The following is an 18253-nucleotide window of genomic DNA, read 5'->3' as shown; positions in this document are numbered from 1 at the left end:
AAACGACTCCACGCCGATGATAGTGCGGATACCCGTGTGAAAGTAGGTAATCGTCAGGCTCCTCATGCCCTAACGCCTAAACCCCACCCCGCAAAGGTGGGGTTTTTGCGTTGGGGCGCGCGGTTTGCACAAACGCCCAGCGCGCTCCTTCATCATCCATTTTTCAGCTCTCCCCGCGCGTCTTCGGCCAACATATCTTGGCCCGCCTGTTTACCCTGTTGCGCCAAAACACTGTATAAATATACAGTAAAAAAACCATAGGCCGTTGGATGCTCAAGCCCTGAGCAGGCCCTTGCATTTGCGCTGGACGGGGAAAACTCATGGGTGCTGCACTTTCACTGCTCGATATCGGGCTGACATCGCATCTGCAACGTCAGGTTTGGCAGGGCAGTCCGATCAATGATCCTGACTCGAACATCATCTCGAGCGGCTATCGGATGCTCGATCTCGCCTTGCCCGGCGCAGGCTGGATGCCCGGCTCAGTTACCGAACTGCTGATCGAGGAGAGCGGCGTAGGCGAAATCAGGCTACTCGCTCGCATGCTTCGGACACTGACGGCAAGCAAAGGCCGCTCGGTCATCTTCATCGCACCGCCGTGGAAGCCCAATCTGGCTGCGTTTCGGGCAATGAACATCGCAGTGGAAAAACTGGTCTGGGTCAAGGCGCCCGAGGATCAGGTGCTCTGGGCTGCGGAGCAATCATTGAAGCAGGACGGGATCGGCGCCGTGTTGATCTGGCTGCCGCAAGCGCGTCCCGAATCCGTGCGAAGGCTGCAAGTAGCGGCTCAGGAAGCGCAGTCGCTGGCGTTTCTCTTTCGCCCGCTCAAGGCGGCGAAGCAATCATCCGCCGCGCCATTGCGCATGGTCTGCAAGCCAATACTTCCCACTAACGCGCAGACAATGAATCGCCGCGAATGGATGCAGGCCGTCATGCTCGAAATCGACATCATCAAGCGGCGTGGTCCTTTATTGGAAAAGCCGCTGCGGTTGAACTTGCCGCTGCAGTTGCCCGCGCTGCCCGAACACATTCGCCGCGCGCACGTCGGCAGGAAAGCACGAGAGGTCAAACATGTTGTGGATAGCGGTGACATTGCCGCTTTTATCGCTCGAAGCCGTCAGGCCGCCTTCGATGCCCTCAGCGCCGGCGAACCCGACATCGCCTGGAGCGAACTCGACGGCGAATGACGACATTGATCAGCCATGCTTCGCGCTCGCCGATCACGCTCGCATCCTGATGCCCGATCTCGTCGCGTTTCGGCTTGGCGTGCGGCCTGGCAGCACGCGCGCGCATGCGTTCGCGCTGGCGCCGCAGTTGACGCTGCTCGCCGTCGACATTCGCGAAGAGCAAAACGCACTCGAAGCCGTTGCGCTGGCGCTGCTCGCGTTCACACCCAAGGTCGTGCTCGCTCATGCAAATACCGTGCTGCTCGAAGTCGGCGCGAGCATGCGGCTCTTCGGGGGACTGCGCGCGTTGCTGTCCAAGGTGACATCGACGGTGAAAGGATGTGGTTTCACATCGCGCATGGGTTGCGCGCCGACGGCGTGGGGTGCGTGGCTGCTGGCGCACGCACGTACGCGCCGTGTTGCGCGTCGCGTGCGTATCGTGAAAGAGACGACTCTCGTACACACGCTCGATGCGCTGCCCGTATCGCTCGTCCCGTCGGCGCATTCGCACGGCAACGTGTTTGAGCAGATCGGTTGCGCGACGCTCGCCGATTTGCGCCGTTTGCCGCGCAAGGGCGTTGCGCGACGGTTCGGGCAAGGCGTCCTGCAATGGCTCGCGCAAGCGTACGGGCAGGCACCCGATCCGCGCGAGGCGTTCTGCGCGCCGGCGTCGTTCGAAGCGCGGCTCGAATTGCAGGCGCGCGTGGAAAGCGCCGACGCGCTGCTGTTCGCCGCTCGTCGGCTCGTGCTGCAACTCGCCGGCTGGCTCGCCGCGCATCATGCGGCGGTCAGTGAATTTTCGCTGCTGCTCGAGCACGAACTGGCTGCCCGCCACGCGCCGAAAACGTCGACATTCAAAGTCGCGTGGGCCGTGCCGACGCGCGAAGCCGAGCACATTCTCTGGCTGCTGCGCGAGAAGCTGAATCAGACGACGCTCGTCGCTCCCGTGATCGAAATGAAGCTTCTCGCCGACAAGATCAGCGAGCATGCGCCGCCGCCCGACACCCTGTTTCCGATGCCCGGTGCCGACAGCGACTCGATGGCGCAACTGCTCGAACGTCTGAGCGCGCGGCTCGGCGCGGAGAATGTCGTGCAACTGGTCGCGCGGGACGATCACAGGCCCGAAGCAGCGATGACGGTCGAAGCCTGCAAGCCTGCGCGTGAAACGAAGCCCAAACGCGGCAAAAAGACGCCGAAAACCGTCGAAGCACAGCCTGAGCGCGAACAAGAGCCGGAACAAGAACAGGAAGCGCAAGCCGAACCCGGCGAACGACTCGAGCTTCCCGATCTCGCGGTGCCTCAGCAACCGCGTCCGGCCTGGATCCTCGAAACACCGCAAAAGCTCATGCTGCGCAACGAGCGGCCGTTCTATCGTCGTCCGTTGAAGCTGATCAGCCGCACCGAGCGCATCGAGGCGGGATGGTGGGACGGCAACGGTGTCCAGCGCGATTACTACGTCGCAGCCGACGATCGCGGCCGCATGTTCTGGCTCTATCGCGAACGTCTCAGCGGTTACTGGTTCCTCCACGGTTTTTTCGGGTGATGCGCGATGGATGATTTGAGCGACATGATCGGACTGGATGAAGACAATGCCTTTCCCGGCTCGATGTCGGCGTCGGCGCTGTTGCCCGGCTATGCCGAGCTGCATTGCCTGAGCAACTTCTCGTTTCTGCGCGGCGCGTCGCATGCGCAGGAACTGGCTGCGGCCGCGCTAGAGCATGGCTATACCGCGCTCGCGATCACGGACGAATGCTCGCTCGCGGGTGTCGTGCGCGCGCATGCCGCGATCAAGGACATCGAAGCGAAGGCGCAAGCCGCAGCCGAAGCGGCGCGGGAGGCCGGCGAGCCGCCGCCGAAGAAGCAGAATCTGAAGCTGATCGTCGGCAGCGAATTGCATCTCACCGATGCTAACGGCGAGCCGTTCTGCACGCTCGTCGCGCTAGCGATGAATCGCGCGGGCTACGGCAATTTGTCGGAGCTGATTTCGCTTGCGCGCTCGCGTTCGCCCAAGGGCACGTACAAGATCGGTCCGGAAGATTTCACCGATCCCGCCGCTTCATCGGATACCGCAGACCTGCGCGGCGATATCGCGCATCTGAAGCACTTGCCCGATTGCCTGCTGATCCTCGTGCCGCAGCGCTCCGCAACGCTCGCCGACACGCTCGATCGCGCGCACTGGCTGGCCGGTTTCGCCGCGGGCCGCGCGTGGCTTGCGTTGGAGCTATGGCAGGACGGCAGCGACGACGAACGTCTCGCTTCATCGCGCGTGATCGCCGAAGCGAGCGGATTGCCGCTCGTCGCGGCAAGCGGCGCGCTGATGCACGCGCGTTCGCGCAAGCCTTTGCAGGACACGCTGACCGCGATTCGCCTGAACCGGCCGCTCGCCGAATGCGGCTATGCGCTCGAAGCGAACGCGGAACGGCATCTGCGCACGCGGCTGCGTATCGGCGCGCTGTATCCGAAAGAGGCGATCAGGGAAACGCTGAAGGTGGCCGCTCGTTGCACCTTCAAACTCGACGAGCTCAAGTACGAATATCCCGAGGAACTGGTGCCGCCCGGCGAAACGCCCGCGAGCTACTTGCGCAAACAGGTGATCGCGGGCGCGCTCAAGCGCTGGCCGAACGGCATGGATGCCGAGACCATTGGTCTCATCGAAAAGGAGCTGGCGCTCGTCGCAAATCTGGAATACGAGAAGTACTTTCTGACGGTCTACGACATTGTCGCGTTTGCGCGCAGTCAAGGGATTTTGTGTCAGGGCCGCGGCTCGGCGGCGAATTCGATCATCTGCTATTGCCTTTTCATCACCGAGCTCGATCCGGTTCGAATGGACTTGCTGATCGAGCGCTTCATTTCGCAGGCGCGCAACGAACCGCCCGATATCGACGTCGATTTCGAACATCAGCGGCGCGAAGAGGTCATCCAGTACATCTATCGGAAGTACGGGCGGCATCGCGCGTCGCTGGCGGCCTCGGTCATCACGTATCACACGCGCAGCCCGCTGAAGGATGTCGGCCGTGCGCTCGGGCTGGATGCGTCGCTGATCGAGCGTATCGGCAAGTCGCAGCAGTGGTGGGACGGGCCGTCGGCGGTGGCGGGCTATCTCAGGGAAGCGGGCTTCAGCGACGATTCGCACGTCACGAAGCATCTCATTCGCCTGACGCGCGAGTTGCGCGGCTTTCCGCGGCATCTGTCGCAGCACGTCGGCGGTTTCGTCATTGCGCGGGAGCGCTTATCCAGGCTCGTGCCGATCGAAAACGCCGCGATGAAAGACCGCTGCGTGATCCAGTGGGACAAGGACGACATCGATCAGCTGAAGCTTCTGAAGGTGGATGTACTCGCGCTCGGCATGCTCTCGGCGATCCGGCGCGCGCTCGAATTCGTCGCGCTGCGGCGCGGCGTGCCGGGCTTCAGCATCCAGCACATTCGCCGCGAGGATGCAGCGGTCTATGAGATGTGCTGCCGCGCGGACACCATTGGCGTGTTTCAGATCGAATCGCGTGCGCAGCAGAGCATGCTGCCGCGCTTGCGGCCGAAAAAGTATTACGACCTCGTGATCGAAGTGGCGATCGTGCGGCCCGGCCCCATTCAGGGCGGCATGGTGCATCCGTATCTGCGTCGCAAGCAGGGTCTGGAAGACGAGGAATATCCGAAAGAGGAGTTGCGGCCGGTGCTCGGCCGCACGCTCGGCGTGCCGATCTTTCAGGAGCAGGTGATGAAGCTCGCGATGGTCGCGGCGGGCTACACGGCGGAGCAGGCCGATCAGTTGCGCCGCGCGATGGCCGCCTGGCGTCGCGGCAGCTATCTGGAGGCTTATCAGGCCGATCTCATGAAGAAGATGCTCGCGCGCGGTTATGAGCACGATTTCGCCGCGCGCGTGTGCAAGCAGATCGAGGGATTCGGCGAATACGGCTTTCCGGAGAGTCATTCGGCGAGCTTCGCGCTGCTCGTCTATTTCAGCGCATGGATCAAGCGTTACGAACCCGCGGCGTTTCTGGCTGGCCTCCTGAACAGCCAGCCCCTCGGTTTCTATTCGCCGTCGCAACTCGTGCAGGACGCGCGGCGTCACGGTGTGGCGGTGTTCGCGCCCGATGTTTCCCTGAGCGACTGGGAATCGGTGCTGGAAGCGCGCGCGGGCAACGGCGAGCGCATCGCGTTCGATGACGGCAAGGAGCGGCGGCGTCAACAGTTCTATGGTGTGCCGCTGCCGGATCACGTGTTTCGGAAGACCGTGCGGCGCGCGGCCCGCAGACTCAAAAAGCGCATCGTGCTGGACGGACGTCGATACGGCGCGAGCGGGCCGGGCGTGCGCATCGGCATGAGTCTCATCAAGGGTCTGCAGCAAGCCGCCGCCGAGCGGATCATGACCGCGCGCGCGCAAGCGCCATTCACCGATGTCGACGATCTCACGCGACGCGCCGCCTTGTCGCGCCGCGATCTCGAAGCGCTTGCGGCGGGCAATGCGCTCGCGAGCATTGCGGGGCATCGGCGTCAGGCATGGTGGGCGGTCACGGCACAGCAGCGCGCGCCGGAATTGCTGCGCGATGCGCCGACGAGCGAAGCGCCGCTCCTGCTGCCGGAAGCATCGGAAGGCCGCGAAATCGTCGATGACTACGCGAGTCTCGGGCTCACGCTCAATCGTCATCCGCTCGCGCTGTTGCGCTCAAAACTTGCGCGCATGCGCTTCAAGACCGCCGAGGAACTCGCTCACCACAAAAACGGACGCTTCGTGCGGGCATGCGGCATCGTGACGGTGCGGCAACGGCCAGGCACGGCGAACGGCACGATCTTCGTCTCGATCGAAGACGAAACCGGCGCGATCAATGTGATCGTCTGGCCCGGACTCGTCGAGAAACAGCGCAAGGTGCTGCTAGGGGCGTCGCTGCTCGGCGTGCATGGCGTCTGGCAAATGGAAGGCGAAGTGCGCCATCTGGTGGCGCAGCGGCTCGAAGACCATAGCGCGCTGCTCGGCCGACTCGCCGCGCCGAGCCGCGATTTTCACTGATCCGGCACGTTCGGATAGTTCGCGAGCAGCCCGGTGATCGCGATGTCGAACGGCGTGCGCCGGCCGATGCCAAGCGCTTCCAGCCGCCCGGAATCGAGATGACAGTCGCGCGGGCGCGGCGTGGCGTCTGTCGGCGTGTGCTGCGCAACGAGCTTCGCGTCCACTTTCAGCACGCGCGCGATCCGTTCGGCGATATCGAATTTCGTCATCGGTTCGTCGCCGGACCATTGCGTGATGCCCGAAATCGTCGCGCCTTTGGCATGTTGTTCGAGCATGCCGCGGACCACCACGGCGACATCGGGCGTGAAAGTCGGATAGCGCGTCGCCCAGGCGTCCATCGAAGCGGGCGGGTTCGCCGGGTTGGCGGACTCGACGATCGCGGGCGTGAGACTCGTCACCGCCGATTCGCTCCAGTCGGTGAACGGCCCGTAAAGCAACGGCAGGCGCAACACGCAGGATGCGGGGTCGCTCGCGAGCAGGGCGCGCTCGCCGTCCAGCTTGCTTCGGCCGTACGCGTTGAGCGGCGCGGGCGTGGCGTCGGGGAAATAGGGCGGGGCGGCGCCATCGAACACGTAGTCGGTCGAGATCGACAGCACCCACGCGCCGAGCGAACGCGCTTCGGCCGCGATCACGCGCAATGCATCGACGTTCAACGCGCGCGCGCGCGCCGGATCCTTCTCGCAGATATCCGGACGCCGCTCCGCCGCCGTGACGACGATCGCATCGGGTGCGAAGTCGCGAAGAAAGGCGCGCACCGCGTCGTAGTCCAGCAGATCGAGCTTGACGCTCCGGTTGTCGACCCGGCTGCGCGCCGTGTGCACGATGCGCCAGTCCTTCGCGTTGCGCGCGCTCGCCAGTTCGCCGGCGATGGCGCGCCCCAGAAGTCCCGACGCACCGATGAGCGCAACGGTAAAACGCTCGCTTGATTTCATGCCGACGCGACGCCGACCACCGTATAACCGGCCTCGTCGATGGCTTCCTTCAGCGCATCGTTCGATTGCGCCGATTCGACGGCGACCCTGCCTCGCTCCAGATCGACGCGAACCTGCGCCTGCGTATCGATTTCCTGGATCGCGCGCGTCACGGCCGCGACGCAGTGCTGGCAACTCATGCCCTGAACCTCGAATTCGGTCATTGGAATTTCCTCTTGAAGACTTCGATCAACGACATCGTATACCTTGCCATCATGGGAAGGTGTAGAGTCGATCTGACATTTTTTGGAGCAGGATATGAACATCGGTGAAGCGGCTCGCGCCTCGGGCGTCACGGCGAAGATGATCCGCTACTACGAGAGCGTTGGATTGCTCAATCCGGTCGGCCGGACGTCGTCGGGATATCGCGTTTATGGCGATCAGGAAGTGCACGCGCTGCGCTTCGTGCGGCAGGCGCGCCGGCTCGGCTTTCTCGTCGAGGATATCCGCAAGTTGCTGGCGCTTTGGCAGGATCGGTCGAGGGCGAGCGCCGAGGTCAAGTCGATCGCGCTGGAGCATGTCGCGGAACTGGACCGGCGCATTGCCGAGTTGACGGAAATGCGCGACACGCTGTCGCATCTGGCGAAGCACTGTCACGGCGATGCTCGGCCGGATTGCCCAATCTTGGATAAGCTTGCGCAGTGATGCCCGAAATTGGTGCATGCGAAGACGCCACCAGCACAAAAAGCGGCTAATAGTCCGAAAAAACAGCGACTTAAAGCAAGTAATCTGCCTGCACCATTCCGAAAACGAATGCACACTATTCAGGCATTTCACTACCTCATCGCGAATCTTCTCCTCTATAATCCGGGTATTCCCTAACGGGTAATCCCTGACCCGAAGCGCCAGGGATCTTTTGAAGACCTTGGAGCACAACATGTTTGCATTCATCATCGAAAAACTGAGCATCTGGTTTGAAGTCGCAGAGCAACGCCGTCGCGAAGCGTATCTCGCGCAGTCGACGGATATCGTCCAGCTCGAACAGCGCATCCGTTCCCTCGAAACCAACGGCTATAACGCGTAAGCGGTTCGTTCCAGGCGCCGAGCGCGCCAGACGTGAAAGTTGAAAAGCCCCGCAGTGCGGGGCTTTTGTTCTTCTGTTTCACACGCTCGTGCAACGCGAGTTCACATGTCAGTGCTTGGGTGGATGCTGCTCCAACCATTGCTTCATAAACGCGATTTCCTTGTTCTGCGCGGCGATGACATCCTTCGCCAACTTGCGCAGCTTCGCGTCCTTGCCGTACTTCAGCTCGACTTTTGCCATTTCCACCGCGCCCTGATGATGCGGAATCATGTGCGCGACGAAATCCCGGTCGGCGTCACCCGTGTATTCGACGCCGGACATGCCTGACATCATCTTCTGATCGGCTGCCTGGAATGCTGCGGTGGACGAGACGTCAGTCGGTTTTGGCGCGTGCTGTTCCATGTTCATGCCGGGCATCGCGTCGCTGGCAGGCGTGGCGGTCTGCGCGATCGCGCTTGCGCAACAGAGGGCGGTGAAGATGGCAAGCACGATTCTTGTTGATTTCATCGTATCTCCTGAGAAAGGACGGATTGCATCGCTCGTTCTGAGCCGAAACGCCTAGCCTAAAGCTTGCCACCGGGGTAAGGTAAAGCGGTTTCGTCTACATAAAAGAGCGCAAGATGCCAGGCCACATCAACGACGCTACGAATACCCGCTGCCGCGACTCCGTTGCACCAACGGCGCGCGTTTTCATCGCGCTCGCGCTGGCTTTGTCCGGTTCGCAACTGGCGCTGGCCAAGCCGGGCGGCGAGCCGCTCGTACTCGATACGGAAACTGGCATTCACAGCGGCGTGAGCGGAACCGTTCTTCAGAGCGGACCGCTCGGCGGTCCCGGCATGGTGCCGATGGCCACGCTGCCCGGGCTGCAGCAGCAGGCGGAGCCGCCCATCGTGGTATCGCCTTATGTGGAGTACCCCGGCGGGCAGTCCGTCGTGCCCGCACAGGCCGGAGCCCCGGGGCGCCCGCGAGGTACGCGCGCGCCTCATCCCTGATGCTCGAGCCTGAATGACGCCGTGTCGTCTTCGCCGAGCGCATCGACGAGATACGGCAGCGATGCCTTCAGCGCCTTCTGCATCGTGTACGGCGGATTGAAGACAAACATCCCGCTGCCGAACAGGCCGAAGCCGTCCGTCGGTGGTTTCTTCACGATCAGCGCCGCGTGCAGCCAGTCGCCCGGCTGGATGGCTTTCAGTTGATCCGCGAAGCGCTGCGATTCCATGCGCGTGACGATCGGATACCACACCGCATAGGTTCCCGTCGCGAAACGCTTGAGGCTTTCCTCGACACACGTGAGCGTGCGCGCATAGTCACGCTTGTCCTCATACGACGGGTCGATCAGCACGAGCGCCCGGCGTGGCGGCGGCGGAAGGATCGCCTTGATGCCGTCGAAGCCGTCGCTGTCGTAGATCATCGCGCGGCGGCCGGCGTCGCGAAAATTGTGGCGCAGCACGTCGATTTCCGTGCTGTGCAGTTCAAAAAGGCGCATGCGATCCTGCTCGCGCATCGTACGCCAGGCGAGATACGGTGAGCCGGGATAGAACCGCAGATCGCCGTCGGGGTTCAGGGCCTTAACTTCATCGACATAGTCGGCAAGCAGGGGTGGCAGGTCGTCTCGCTCCCATAGCCTGCCGATGCCCGTCTCGAACTCCGCGTTCTTCGTCGCGAAACCTTCCGTGAGCGAGTAGACGCCGGCGCCGGCGTGCGTGTCGATGTACCAATACGATTTGTCCTTCAGGCCGAGGTGGCGAAGCATCTGAATGACGATCGCGTGTTTCAGCACATCGGCGTGATTGCCCGCATGAAAGGCGTGACGATAACTGAGCATGAGGAGAGGCCCGCGCAGGGCAGTGAAAAGCTGGAATGAAAACGTGCAGGAAAGGGTGTCTATTTTAGCCGACGCCATTCGTGCGATTTCGCGGCGCCAAACCCTTGCTGCGGCGCACCGTGTCTTTATGCACAATAGCCGCTTCCGGGCAATCTTGAACAGTCGGCCGAATGGCCTAGGCGTTCCGATGTCCGGCGAGACGTGTCCTATGCCGAATGGCCAGCTTGATGGCCGTGCCGATGAATGCTGTTATTCACCCGATGTCCCACCAGATAGAGGAGGTTCGCATGTCATCAAACGGTAAGCTGAACGGCAAGACCGCGGTCGTCACTGGCGCGGCGAGCGGCATCGGCCGCGCGATCGCGTTGACGCTCGCGGATGCCGGCGCCGCGGTCGCCATCGCCGACCTGAATCAGGCGGGCGCGGACGCGGTTGCCGAGGAAATTCGCGGCAAGGGCGGCAAGGCCATCGGCATCGCGATGGACGTGACCGACGAAGACGCGGTGAATCAGGGCATCGATCGCGTCGGCGCGGAGTTCGGCTCGGTGGATATTCTCGTGTCGAACGCCGGCATCCAGATCGTCAATCCCATCGAAAATTATGCCTACGCCGACTGGAAGAAGATGATGGCCATCCATGTCGACGGCGCGTTCCTCACCACGAAAGCCGCGCTCAAGCACATGTATAAGGACGATCGCGGCGGCGTCGTGATCTACATGGGCTCGGTGCATTCGCACGAGGCCTCGCCGCTCAAATCGGCCTATGTGACCGCGAAGCATGGTCTGCTCGGGCTCGCCCGCGTGCTCGCGAAAGAAGGCGCGAAACACAACGTGCGCTCGCACGTCGTCTGCCCGGGATTCGTGCGCACGCCGCTCGTCGACAAGCAGATTCCCGAGCAGGCGAAAGAACTGAAGATCAGCGAGGAAGAAGTCGTCAAGCGCGTCATGCTGGGCGGTACGGTGGACGGCGTGTTCACGACCGTCGAGGATGTCGCGCAGACCGTGCTCTTCCTGTCCGCGTTCGAGACTGCCGCGCTGACGGGGCAATCGTTCGTCGTGAGTCACGGCTGGTTCATGCAGTAAGAAAGCGAGGACGCATGGCTGAATTCGACAACAATGAAGCGCTGCAAAGTGAACGGGCGCAAGGACGCATCCATGTGCCGCCCTACGAGACGATCGCGCTGATGCTTCAGGGCGGCGGCGCGCTCGGCGCCTATCAGGCGGGCGTCTATCAAGGGCTGCACGAGGCGGACATCCATCCGAACTGGATCGCCGGCATCTCGATCGGCGCACTCAACACGGCGATCATCGCGGGTAATGCGCCGGAGCATCGCGTGACGCGTCTGCTGGAATTCTGGGAGACGATCTGCCAGCCCGCGTTCGGTTTTCCGCTGCCGGCGTTCGTCGAGCGTGCGCTGTTCGATTCCGCCGACGACATCCGCAAGGCGTTCACCGCGATGCAGGCAGTCGGCGCGCTGGTCGAAGGGCAGAAGGGCTTTTTCGTCCCTCGCTTTCCGCCGCCATCGCCGATTTCGTCGAGCTCACCCCAAACGGCGAGCTATTACGATACGACGCCGCTCAAGGCGACGCTCGAGCGTTTGTGCGACTTCGATCGCATCAATTCCGGCGAGACGCGGGTGTCCGTCGGCGCGGTGAATGTCGCGACGGGCAACTTCGCCTATTTCGACAACACGCATATGAAATTGCGCGCCGAGCATTTCATCGCGTCGGGCGCGCTGCCGCCGGGTTTCGCCGCGGTCGAGATCGACGGTCAGTTCTATTGGGACGGCGGTCTGATGTCGAATACGCCGCTCTACGAAGTCGCGCAGGCGACGCCACGCCGCGACACGCTCGCGTTCCAGGTCGACCTGTGGAGCGCGCGGGGGCCTGTGCCTGACAGCATCGTCGACGTGATGGGGCGGATAAAGGACGTCCAGTTTTCGAGCCGCACGCGCCTCGTCACGGACCAGATGCAGCGCGCGCAACGCTACCGGAACGTCTTGCAGCACGTGCTCGACCTCGTTCCCGAAGACGTTCGCAAGAGCGACGAATGGTGCCGGCTCGCGGCGGATCTCGCGTGCTCGAAGCGCTACAACATCATTCACCTGATCTATCGCCACAAGGAATACGAGGGCCACTACAAGGATTACCAGTTCGGCTTCTCGACGATGCGCGAGCACTGGGAAAGCGGCCTGACTGACATTCGCCGCACGCTCGCGCATCGAGACTGGCTCGATATGCCGAACGGCGAATCGCGTTTCGTTACGCACGACATTCACCGCGGCGAGTGAAGGGCGTTCGGGCGGGAATGTGTGTCAGTTTGTATAATCCGGACGCATTGCGGCGGCTTTGGACGCTCGTCCTGTCGCCGCGCATAACGACACTTCCTGCCTGATGAAATCGATCGCGGTCTGCTTCATTTGTCTCGGCAACATCTGCCGCTCGCCCAGCGCGGAAGCGGTGATGCGCGAGCTCGTCACTCGCGCGAAGCTGGCCGATCGTATCCTGATCGATTCCGCCGGAACGGGCGACTGGCACATCGGCGAGCCGCCCGACGAACGCGCGCAGAAAGCGGCTAAAAAGCGCGGCTACGATCTGTCGAGTCTTCGCGGACGGCAGGTCGCCGCCGCCGATTTCGCGCGTTTCGATCTGTTCATCGTAATGGATGACGCGAACGCCACCGCGCTGATGGCGGTCTGCCCGCCGGAGCATCGCGACAAGATTCGTCTGCTGATGGAATTCGCCACGCGCGACGATGGCCGCGTCGTCGTCGATCCCTATTTCGGTGGCGATGAGGGCTTCGAAAAAGTGCTCGATCAGTGCGAGGACGCCTGCGAAGGCTTGCTGAAGGCCCTGCGAGCGCAACTGACGGCCTGAGCAACACCTGATCGCGTGTCTGCATTCCGTCCCTGCGGGCATGAAAAAACTCAATTAAAAAGCTACTTATCGGGCGCGGATACTTGACTAAAACTGTGGGATATTTATACTTGACGAAAATCATCGAGTATTAGCGTTAGCCCCCAATTATGAGACTCACCACGAAAGGCCGTTTCGCCGTCACGGCGATGATCGACCTGGCGTTGCGCCAGGAGCAGGGCCCGGTGACGCTGGCCGGCATCAGTCAGCGCCAGCGCATCTCGCTTTCCTACCTCGAACAGCTCTTCGGCAAGCTGCGGCGGCATGAGATCGTCGAATCGGTCCGCGGACCGGGCGGCGGCTACAACCTCGCGCGCCGCGCGGAGAACGTCACGGTGGCCGACATCATCATCGCGGTCGACGAGCCGATCGACGCCACGCAATGCGGCGGCAAGGGCACGTGCGAAGGCACCAAGCAGCACGACGGCCATTGCATGACGCACGAGCTCTGGGCGACGCTCAACCAGAAGATGGTCGAGTATCTCGACTCCGTCTCGTTGAAGGATCTGGTCGATCAGCAGCGCGCACGTGAAGGCTCATCGGCGGTGCTGCGCGACCGGCGCACTGATTCGGCCGGCGTAGAGGCCGCGCGGGTCGTGCCGAAGGGTCCGAATTCCATTTTCAACCTGGCCGGATGACACACGACGCCGCGCCGGCACGAGCCGTGCGCGCGAACAAGAAGCGTCCCAGCCAAAGAGCTTTGACCGATTTCCCGGAGCGACTGATGAACAACGATATTCCCCACCTGCCCATTTACATGGACTACAGCGCGACGACTCCCGTCGATCCGCGCGTGGTGGACAAGATGATCCCGTATCTTCGCGAGCAGTTCGGCAATCCGGCCTCGCGCAGCCACCAGTACGGCTGGGATGCGGAGCGTGCGGTCGAGGAAGCGCGCGAGAACGTCGCGGCGCTCGTCAACTGCGATCCGCGCGAGATCATCTGGACCTCGGGTGCGACGGAATCGGACAACCTCGCCATCAAGGGCGCGGCGCACTTCTACAAGAGCAAGGGCAAGCACATCATCACCGTGAAGACCGAGCACAAGGCCGTGCTCGACACCACGCGTGAGCTGGAGCGCGAAGGCTACGAAGTCACGTATCTCGACGTGAAGGATGACGGTCTCATCGATCTGGAAAAGTTCAAGGCGGCGATCCGCCCGGACACGATTCTCGTCTCCGTGATGAGCGTGAACAACGAGATCGGCGTGATCCAGGACATCGAGGCGATCGGCGAGATCACGCGCGAGAAGGGCATCATTTTTCACGTCGATGCGGCGCAGGCCACCGGCAAGATCACAATCGATCTGCAAAAGCTGAAGGTCGACCTGATGTCGTTCTCGGCGCACAAGACGTATGGCCCGAAGGGCATCGGCGCGCTGTACGTGCGCCGCAAGCCGCGCGTGCGTATCGAAGCGCAGATGCACGGCGGCGGTCACGAGCGCGGCATGCGTTCGGGCACGCTCGCGACGCATCAGATCGTCGGCATGGGCGAGGCGTTCCGCATCGCGCGTGAAGAAATGGCCACCGAAAACGAGCGCATCCGCATGCTGCGCGATCGCTTGCTGAAGGGCTTGCAGGACATCGAAGAGGTGTACGTCAACGGCGACATGGAACGCCGTGTGCCGCACAACCTCAATATCAGCTTCAATTTCGTCGAAGGCGAGTCGCTGATCATGGCGGTGAAGGATGTGGCGGTGTCGTCGGGTTCGGCGTGCACGTCGGCTTCTCTCGAGCCGTCGTATGTGCTGCGCGCGCTTGGCCGTAACGACGAACTGGCGCACAGCTCGATCCGCTTCACGGTCGGCCGCTTCACCACCGAGCAGGACGTCGACTATGTGATCAACCTGCTGAAGAGCAAGATCGCGAAACTGCGCGATCTGTCGCCGCTCTGGGAAATGCACAAGGACGGCATCGACATTTCGACCATCCAGTGGGCCGCGCACTGAGCGGAACATGAGCGCACCCGAAGGGCGCACGCGACACCGAATAAAGGAGAGTTTGAATCATGGCTTATAGCGACAAGGTTCTGGACCACTACGAAAACCCGCGTAACGTCGGCTCGTTCTCGAAAGACGACGAGACCGTCGGCACCGGCATGGTCGGCGCGCCCGCATGCGGCGACGTGATGAAGCTGCAGATCCGCGTCGGCGCGGACGGCGTGATCGAAGACGCGAAGTTCAAGACCTACGGCTGCGGCTCCGCTATCGCATCGAGCTCGCTCGTCACCGAATGGGTGAAGGGCAAGACGCTGGATCAGGCGCTGACGATCAAGAACACGCAGATCGCCGAGGAGTTGGCGCTGCCGCCGGTGAAGATCCACTGCTCGATCCTCGCGGAAGACGCGATCAAGGCCGCAGTGGCCGATTACAAGCAGCGTCATGGCACGGCCGCGCCGGAAGCGTCGGCGGCTGAAGCCAAGCAGGCTGCAGCGTAATGTGGACGAGGGTGCCGCGCACGGCGCCCCGACGAAGTGAAGCGCGAAGAGAAGCGGAAGACTATGGCAATCACGTTGACGGATAAAGCGGCGCAACACGTGCAAAAGTATCTGACGCGGCGCGGCAAGGGCGTCGGCCTGCGGCTGGGCGTGCGCACGACGGGCTGTTCGGGTCTGGCCTACAAGCTCGAATATGTCGACGAGCTCGCGCCTGAAGACACCGTGTTCGAGACTGCGGGCGTGAAGATCATCATCGATCCGAAGAGTCTTCCGTATCTCGACGGCACCGAGCTGGACTTCGCCCGCGAAGGCCTGAACGAGGGCTTCAAGTTCAACAATCCGAACGCGAAGGACGAGTGCGGCTGCGGCGAATCGTTCCGCGTATGACGTGGAAAGCGCCGGCGGTATCGGCAAAAGAGGCGGCGCGTGCCGCCTTTTTCATTCGCGCAAACTGAAACCATAGACACAGCATGGCCTCGCTCACCGAAAGTCACTTCGATCTCTTCCATCTGCCGCTGACCTTCGCCGTCGATCAGCAGAAACTCGACGACGCCTATCGCACGGTGCAGGGGCAAGTGCATCCGGACCGCTTCGCCGCGGCCGGTGACGCCCAGAAGCGTCTCGCGATGCAATGGGCGACGCATGCAAACGAGGCGTATCAGACGCTGCGCGATCCGCTCAAGCGCGCGCGCTACATGCTGAAGCAGCGCGGCGTCGATGTCGACGCGGAGAACAACACCGCGATGGAGCCGGCCTTTCTCATGCAGCAAATGGAATGGCGCGAAAATATCGAAGATGCGGCGGGCGCGAAGAACATCGGCGCGCTCGAGGCATTGCTCGACGAACTGCGTGACGAAGAGCGCGTGCGCTTCACGAAGCTCGAGGCGCTCATCGACAGCAAGTCGGATCAGGCTGCGAGCGAGGCAGTGCGTCAGTTGATGTTCATCGAACGCGTGGCGACGGAGATCGGCGCGCAGATCGAGCGGCTCGAACACGCTTAAAGACGCGTCGGCCGCACCCAACCCCATAAGACCAACGATGGCTTTACTGCAAATCTCAGAACCCGGCATGGCGCCGGCGCCGCACCAAAGGCGCGTGGCGGTCGGCATCGATCTCGGCACGACGAATTCGCTCGTCGCGGCCGTGCGCAACAGCGTGCCCGAAGCGCTGCCCGACGAGGACGGCCACGTGCTGCTGCCGTCGGTCGTGCGCTATCTTGAGAAGGGTGGACGGCGCATCGGCCGGACCGCGAAGGAAGAAGCGGCCACAGACCCGCGCAACACGATCGTTTCGGTGAAGCGCTTCATGGGCCGCGGCAAGAGCGAAGTCGAGGGCGCGGAGAACGCGCCATACGATTTCATCGACGCGCCCGGCATGGTGCAGATCCGCACCATCGACGGCGTGAAGAGTCCTGTCGAGGTGTCCGCGGAGATTCTCGCGACGCTGCGTTATCGCGCGGAAGACACGCTCGGCGAGGATCTCGTCGGCGCGGTGATCACGGTGCCCGCGTATTTCGACGAGGCGCAGCGCCAGGCAACGAAAGATGCGGCGCAGCTCGCCGGCCTGAACGTGCTGCGGCTCCTGAACGAACCGACCGCGGCGGCGATCGCCTACGGCCTCGATAACGGCGCCGAAGGTCTGTACGCCGTCTACGATCTGGGCGGCGGCACCTTCGATCTGTCGATCCTGAAGCTCACGAAGGGCGTCTTCGAAGTGCTCGCGGCGGGCGGCGATTCCGCGCTCGGCGGCGACGACTTTGATCACGCGCTGTATCGCCATGTCGTGAAGCAGGCGGGCGTCGTGATCGAGGCGCCGGAAGACGTGCGTCTCATGCTCGATCGGGTGCGCACCGCGAAGGAAGCGTTGTCCTCCGCGCCCGAAACGCGCGTGCAGGCCACGCTCGCGACGGGCGTCGAGATCGACGTCGCCGTGACCGAAGCGCAATTCGCCGAGCTGACCGAAGCGCTGGTCACGCGCACGCTCACGCCGACGAAGAAGGCGCTGCGCGACGCGAAGGTTGCGCCGAAAGATATCAAAGGCGTCGTGCTGGTCGGCGGAGCTACGCGCATGCCGGTGATCCGCCGCGCGGTCGAGGGCTTTTTCGGTCAGCCGCCGCTCGTCAATCTCGATCCTGATCAGGTCGTCGCGCTCGGCGCCGCGATCCAGGCCGATCTGCTCGCCGGCAACCGTCGCGGCGAAGGCGACGACTGGCTGTTGCTCGACGTGATTCCGCTGTCGCTCGGCGTCGAGACGATGGGCGGCCTCACCGAAAAGATCATCCCGCGCAATTCGACGATCCCGACCGCGCGCGCGCAGGACTTCACGACGTTCAAGGACGGCCAGACCGCGATGGCGATTCACATCGTCCAGGGCGAGCGCGAGCTGGTCTCCGACTGCCGCTCGCTGGCACGCTTCGAATTGCGCGGCATTCCGCCGATGGCGGCGGGTGCGGCGCGCATCCGTGTGACCTATCAGGTCGACGCGGACGGGCTGCTTTCCGTGTTCGCGCGCGAGCAGATCTCGGGCGTCGAGGCGTCGGTGGTCGTGAAGCCGTCGTACGGACTCGCGGACGACGAAGTCGCGCGCATGCTCGAAGAAAGCTTCAAGACGGCGGAAACCGACATGCGCGCGCGTGCATTGCGCGAAGCGCAGGTGGAAGCGCAGCGTCTCATCGAGGCGACGCACGCCGCCCTCGAAACCGATGGCGAGTTGCTCGACGACGAAGAGCGCGCGCAGATCCAGACGCTCGTGGCCGAACTCGCGGCGATCGCGAACGGCGATTCGGTCGAAAAGATCGAAGACGCCACCAAGACGCTCGCCACCGGCACCGATGAATTCGCCGCGCGCCGCATGAACAAGAGCATTCGCCGCGCCCTCGCGGGCCGCAAGCTCGACGACGTCTAAATCACCTCATTCG

At 62.9% G+C, this 18253-nt stretch carries 19 protein-coding genes; 15 read left to right on the top strand and 4 right to left on the bottom strand.

Annotated features, from left to right (window positions below):
* Positions 1–320: 320 nt before the first annotated feature.
* Genes imuA through AWB75_RS18280 form a run of 3 tightly spaced genes read left to right on the top strand, consistent with a single transcriptional unit; the run spans position 321 to position 6165 of the window.
* A complete protein-coding gene (imuA, locus tag AWB75_RS18290; protein WP_061125487.1) occupies positions 321–1184 on the top strand; it encodes a translesion DNA synthesis-associated protein ImuA in 864 nt (287 codons plus the stop codon).
* A complete protein-coding gene (locus AWB75_RS18285; protein ID WP_061125486.1) occupies positions 1129–2706 on the top strand; it encodes a Y-family DNA polymerase in 1578 nt (525 codons plus the stop codon). The genes imuA and AWB75_RS18285 overlap by 56 nt, the downstream gene beginning before the upstream one ends.
* A 6-nt stretch (positions 2707–2712) precedes the next feature.
* On the top strand, positions 2713–6165 hold the full coding sequence (locus tag AWB75_RS18280) for an error-prone DNA polymerase (RefSeq protein WP_407642150.1): 3453 nt from the start codon (positions 2713–2715) through the stop codon (positions 6163–6165).
* Here AWB75_RS18280 and AWB75_RS18275 read toward each other — a convergent pair.
* On the bottom strand, positions 6159–7097 hold the full coding sequence (locus tag AWB75_RS18275; RefSeq protein WP_061125485.1) for a dTDP-4-dehydrorhamnose reductase family protein: 939 nt from the start codon (positions 7095–7097) through the stop codon (positions 6159–6161). The two genes, AWB75_RS18280 and AWB75_RS18275, sit on opposite strands and share 7 nt — an antisense overlap.
* A complete protein-coding gene (locus AWB75_RS18270; protein WP_061125484.1) occupies positions 7094–7300 on the bottom strand; it encodes a heavy-metal-associated domain-containing protein in 207 nt (68 codons plus the stop codon). Before AWB75_RS18270 ends, AWB75_RS18275 begins: the two co-directional genes overlap by 4 nt.
* 94 nt (positions 7301–7394) lie before the next feature.
* On the opposite strand from AWB75_RS18270, the gene cueR reads away from it, so the two are divergent.
* Both cueR and AWB75_RS18260 read left to right on the top strand, forming a co-directional pair.
* Positions 7395–7781, top strand: coding sequence for a Cu(I)-responsive transcriptional regulator (cueR, locus tag AWB75_RS18265; protein ID WP_061125502.1), 387 nt, complete (start codon positions 7395–7397; stop codon positions 7779–7781).
* Between the two features lie 232 nt (positions 7782–8013).
* Positions 8014–8160: a DUF3563 family protein gene (locus AWB75_RS18260; protein ID WP_087039318.1), complete on the top strand. Its 147-nt coding sequence runs from the start codon at positions 8014–8016 to the stop codon at positions 8158–8160.
* A gap of 108 nt (positions 8161–8268) precedes the next feature.
* On the opposite strand, the gene copM is transcribed toward AWB75_RS18260, so the two are convergent.
* On the bottom strand, positions 8269–8667 hold the full coding sequence (gene copM, locus AWB75_RS18255) for a CopM family metallochaperone (RefSeq protein ID WP_061125483.1): 399 nt from the start codon (positions 8665–8667) through the stop codon (positions 8269–8271).
* Between the two features lie 113 nt (positions 8668–8780).
* On the opposite strand from copM, the gene AWB75_RS18250 reads away from it, so the two are divergent.
* Positions 8781–9152 carry a hypothetical protein gene (locus tag AWB75_RS18250; RefSeq protein WP_061125482.1) on the top strand — a complete coding sequence of 124 codons (372 nt, stop codon included), beginning with the start codon at positions 8781–8783 and terminating at the stop codon, positions 9150–9152.
* Here AWB75_RS18250 and AWB75_RS18245 read toward each other — a convergent pair.
* Positions 9143–9985, bottom strand: a complete 843-nt coding sequence (locus tag AWB75_RS18245; protein WP_061125481.1) for a 23S rRNA (adenine(2030)-N(6))-methyltransferase RlmJ — start codon at positions 9983–9985, stop codon at positions 9143–9145. The two genes, AWB75_RS18250 and AWB75_RS18245, sit on opposite strands and share 10 nt — an antisense overlap.
* A 287-nt stretch (positions 9986–10272) precedes the next feature.
* Here AWB75_RS18245 and AWB75_RS18240 point away from each other — a divergent pair, with 287 nt between their 5' ends.
* The 9 genes from AWB75_RS18240 to hscA all read left to right on the top strand — a co-directional run bounded on the left by AWB75_RS18240 (position 10273) and on the right by hscA (position 18240).
* The gene (locus AWB75_RS18240; RefSeq protein ID WP_061125480.1) at positions 10273–11067 is read left to right on the top strand and encodes a 3-hydroxybutyrate dehydrogenase; all 795 of its coding nucleotides are present in this window, start codon (positions 10273–10275) and stop codon (positions 11065–11067) included.
* 14 nt (positions 11068–11081) lie between these two features.
* A complete protein-coding gene (locus AWB75_RS18235; RefSeq protein ID WP_061125479.1) occupies positions 11082–12275 on the top strand; it encodes a DUF3734 domain-containing protein in 1194 nt (397 codons plus the stop codon).
* 103 nt (positions 12276–12378) lie between these two features.
* A complete protein-coding gene (locus tag AWB75_RS18230) occupies positions 12379–12861 on the top strand; it encodes a low molecular weight protein-tyrosine-phosphatase (RefSeq protein ID WP_061125478.1) in 483 nt (160 codons plus the stop codon).
* A 149-nt stretch (positions 12862–13010) separates the two neighbouring features.
* Positions 13011–13538, top strand: coding sequence for a Fe-S cluster assembly transcriptional regulator IscR (gene iscR / locus AWB75_RS18225; RefSeq protein ID WP_061125477.1), 528 nt, complete (start codon positions 13011–13013; stop codon positions 13536–13538).
* An 86-nt stretch (positions 13539–13624) separates the two neighbouring features.
* Entirely contained in the window at positions 13625–14848 is a 1224-nt protein-coding gene (locus AWB75_RS18220) for an IscS subfamily cysteine desulfurase (RefSeq protein ID WP_061125501.1), read from the top strand.
* Positions 14849–14907: 59 nt separating this feature from the next.
* Positions 14908–15336 carry a Fe-S cluster assembly scaffold IscU gene (gene iscU / locus AWB75_RS18215; protein WP_061125476.1) on the top strand — a complete coding sequence of 143 codons (429 nt, stop codon included), beginning with the start codon at positions 14908–14910 and terminating at the stop codon, positions 15334–15336.
* A gap of 63 nt (positions 15337–15399) precedes the next feature.
* Positions 15400–15723, top strand: coding sequence for an iron-sulfur cluster assembly protein IscA (gene iscA, locus AWB75_RS18210; protein WP_061125475.1), 324 nt, complete (start codon positions 15400–15402; stop codon positions 15721–15723).
* Between the two features lie 83 nt (positions 15724–15806).
* Complete coding sequence (gene hscB, locus AWB75_RS18205; protein WP_061125474.1) at positions 15807–16337, top strand: Fe-S protein assembly co-chaperone HscB; 531 nt, start codon at positions 15807–15809, stop codon at positions 16335–16337.
* A gap of 37 nt (positions 16338–16374) precedes the next feature.
* Positions 16375–18240, top strand: coding sequence for a Fe-S protein assembly chaperone HscA (gene hscA / locus AWB75_RS18200; protein WP_061125473.1), 1866 nt, complete (start codon positions 16375–16377; stop codon positions 18238–18240).
* Positions 18241–18253 lie beyond the last annotated feature (13 nt).

Source organism: Caballeronia catudaia, from assembly GCF_001544755.2.
Classification (GTDB): domain Bacteria; phylum Pseudomonadota; class Gammaproteobacteria; order Burkholderiales; family Burkholderiaceae; genus Caballeronia; species Caballeronia catudaia.
Note: the sequence above shows the minus strand (reverse complement) of the source record. Positions and strands in the feature narration are given on the sequence as shown.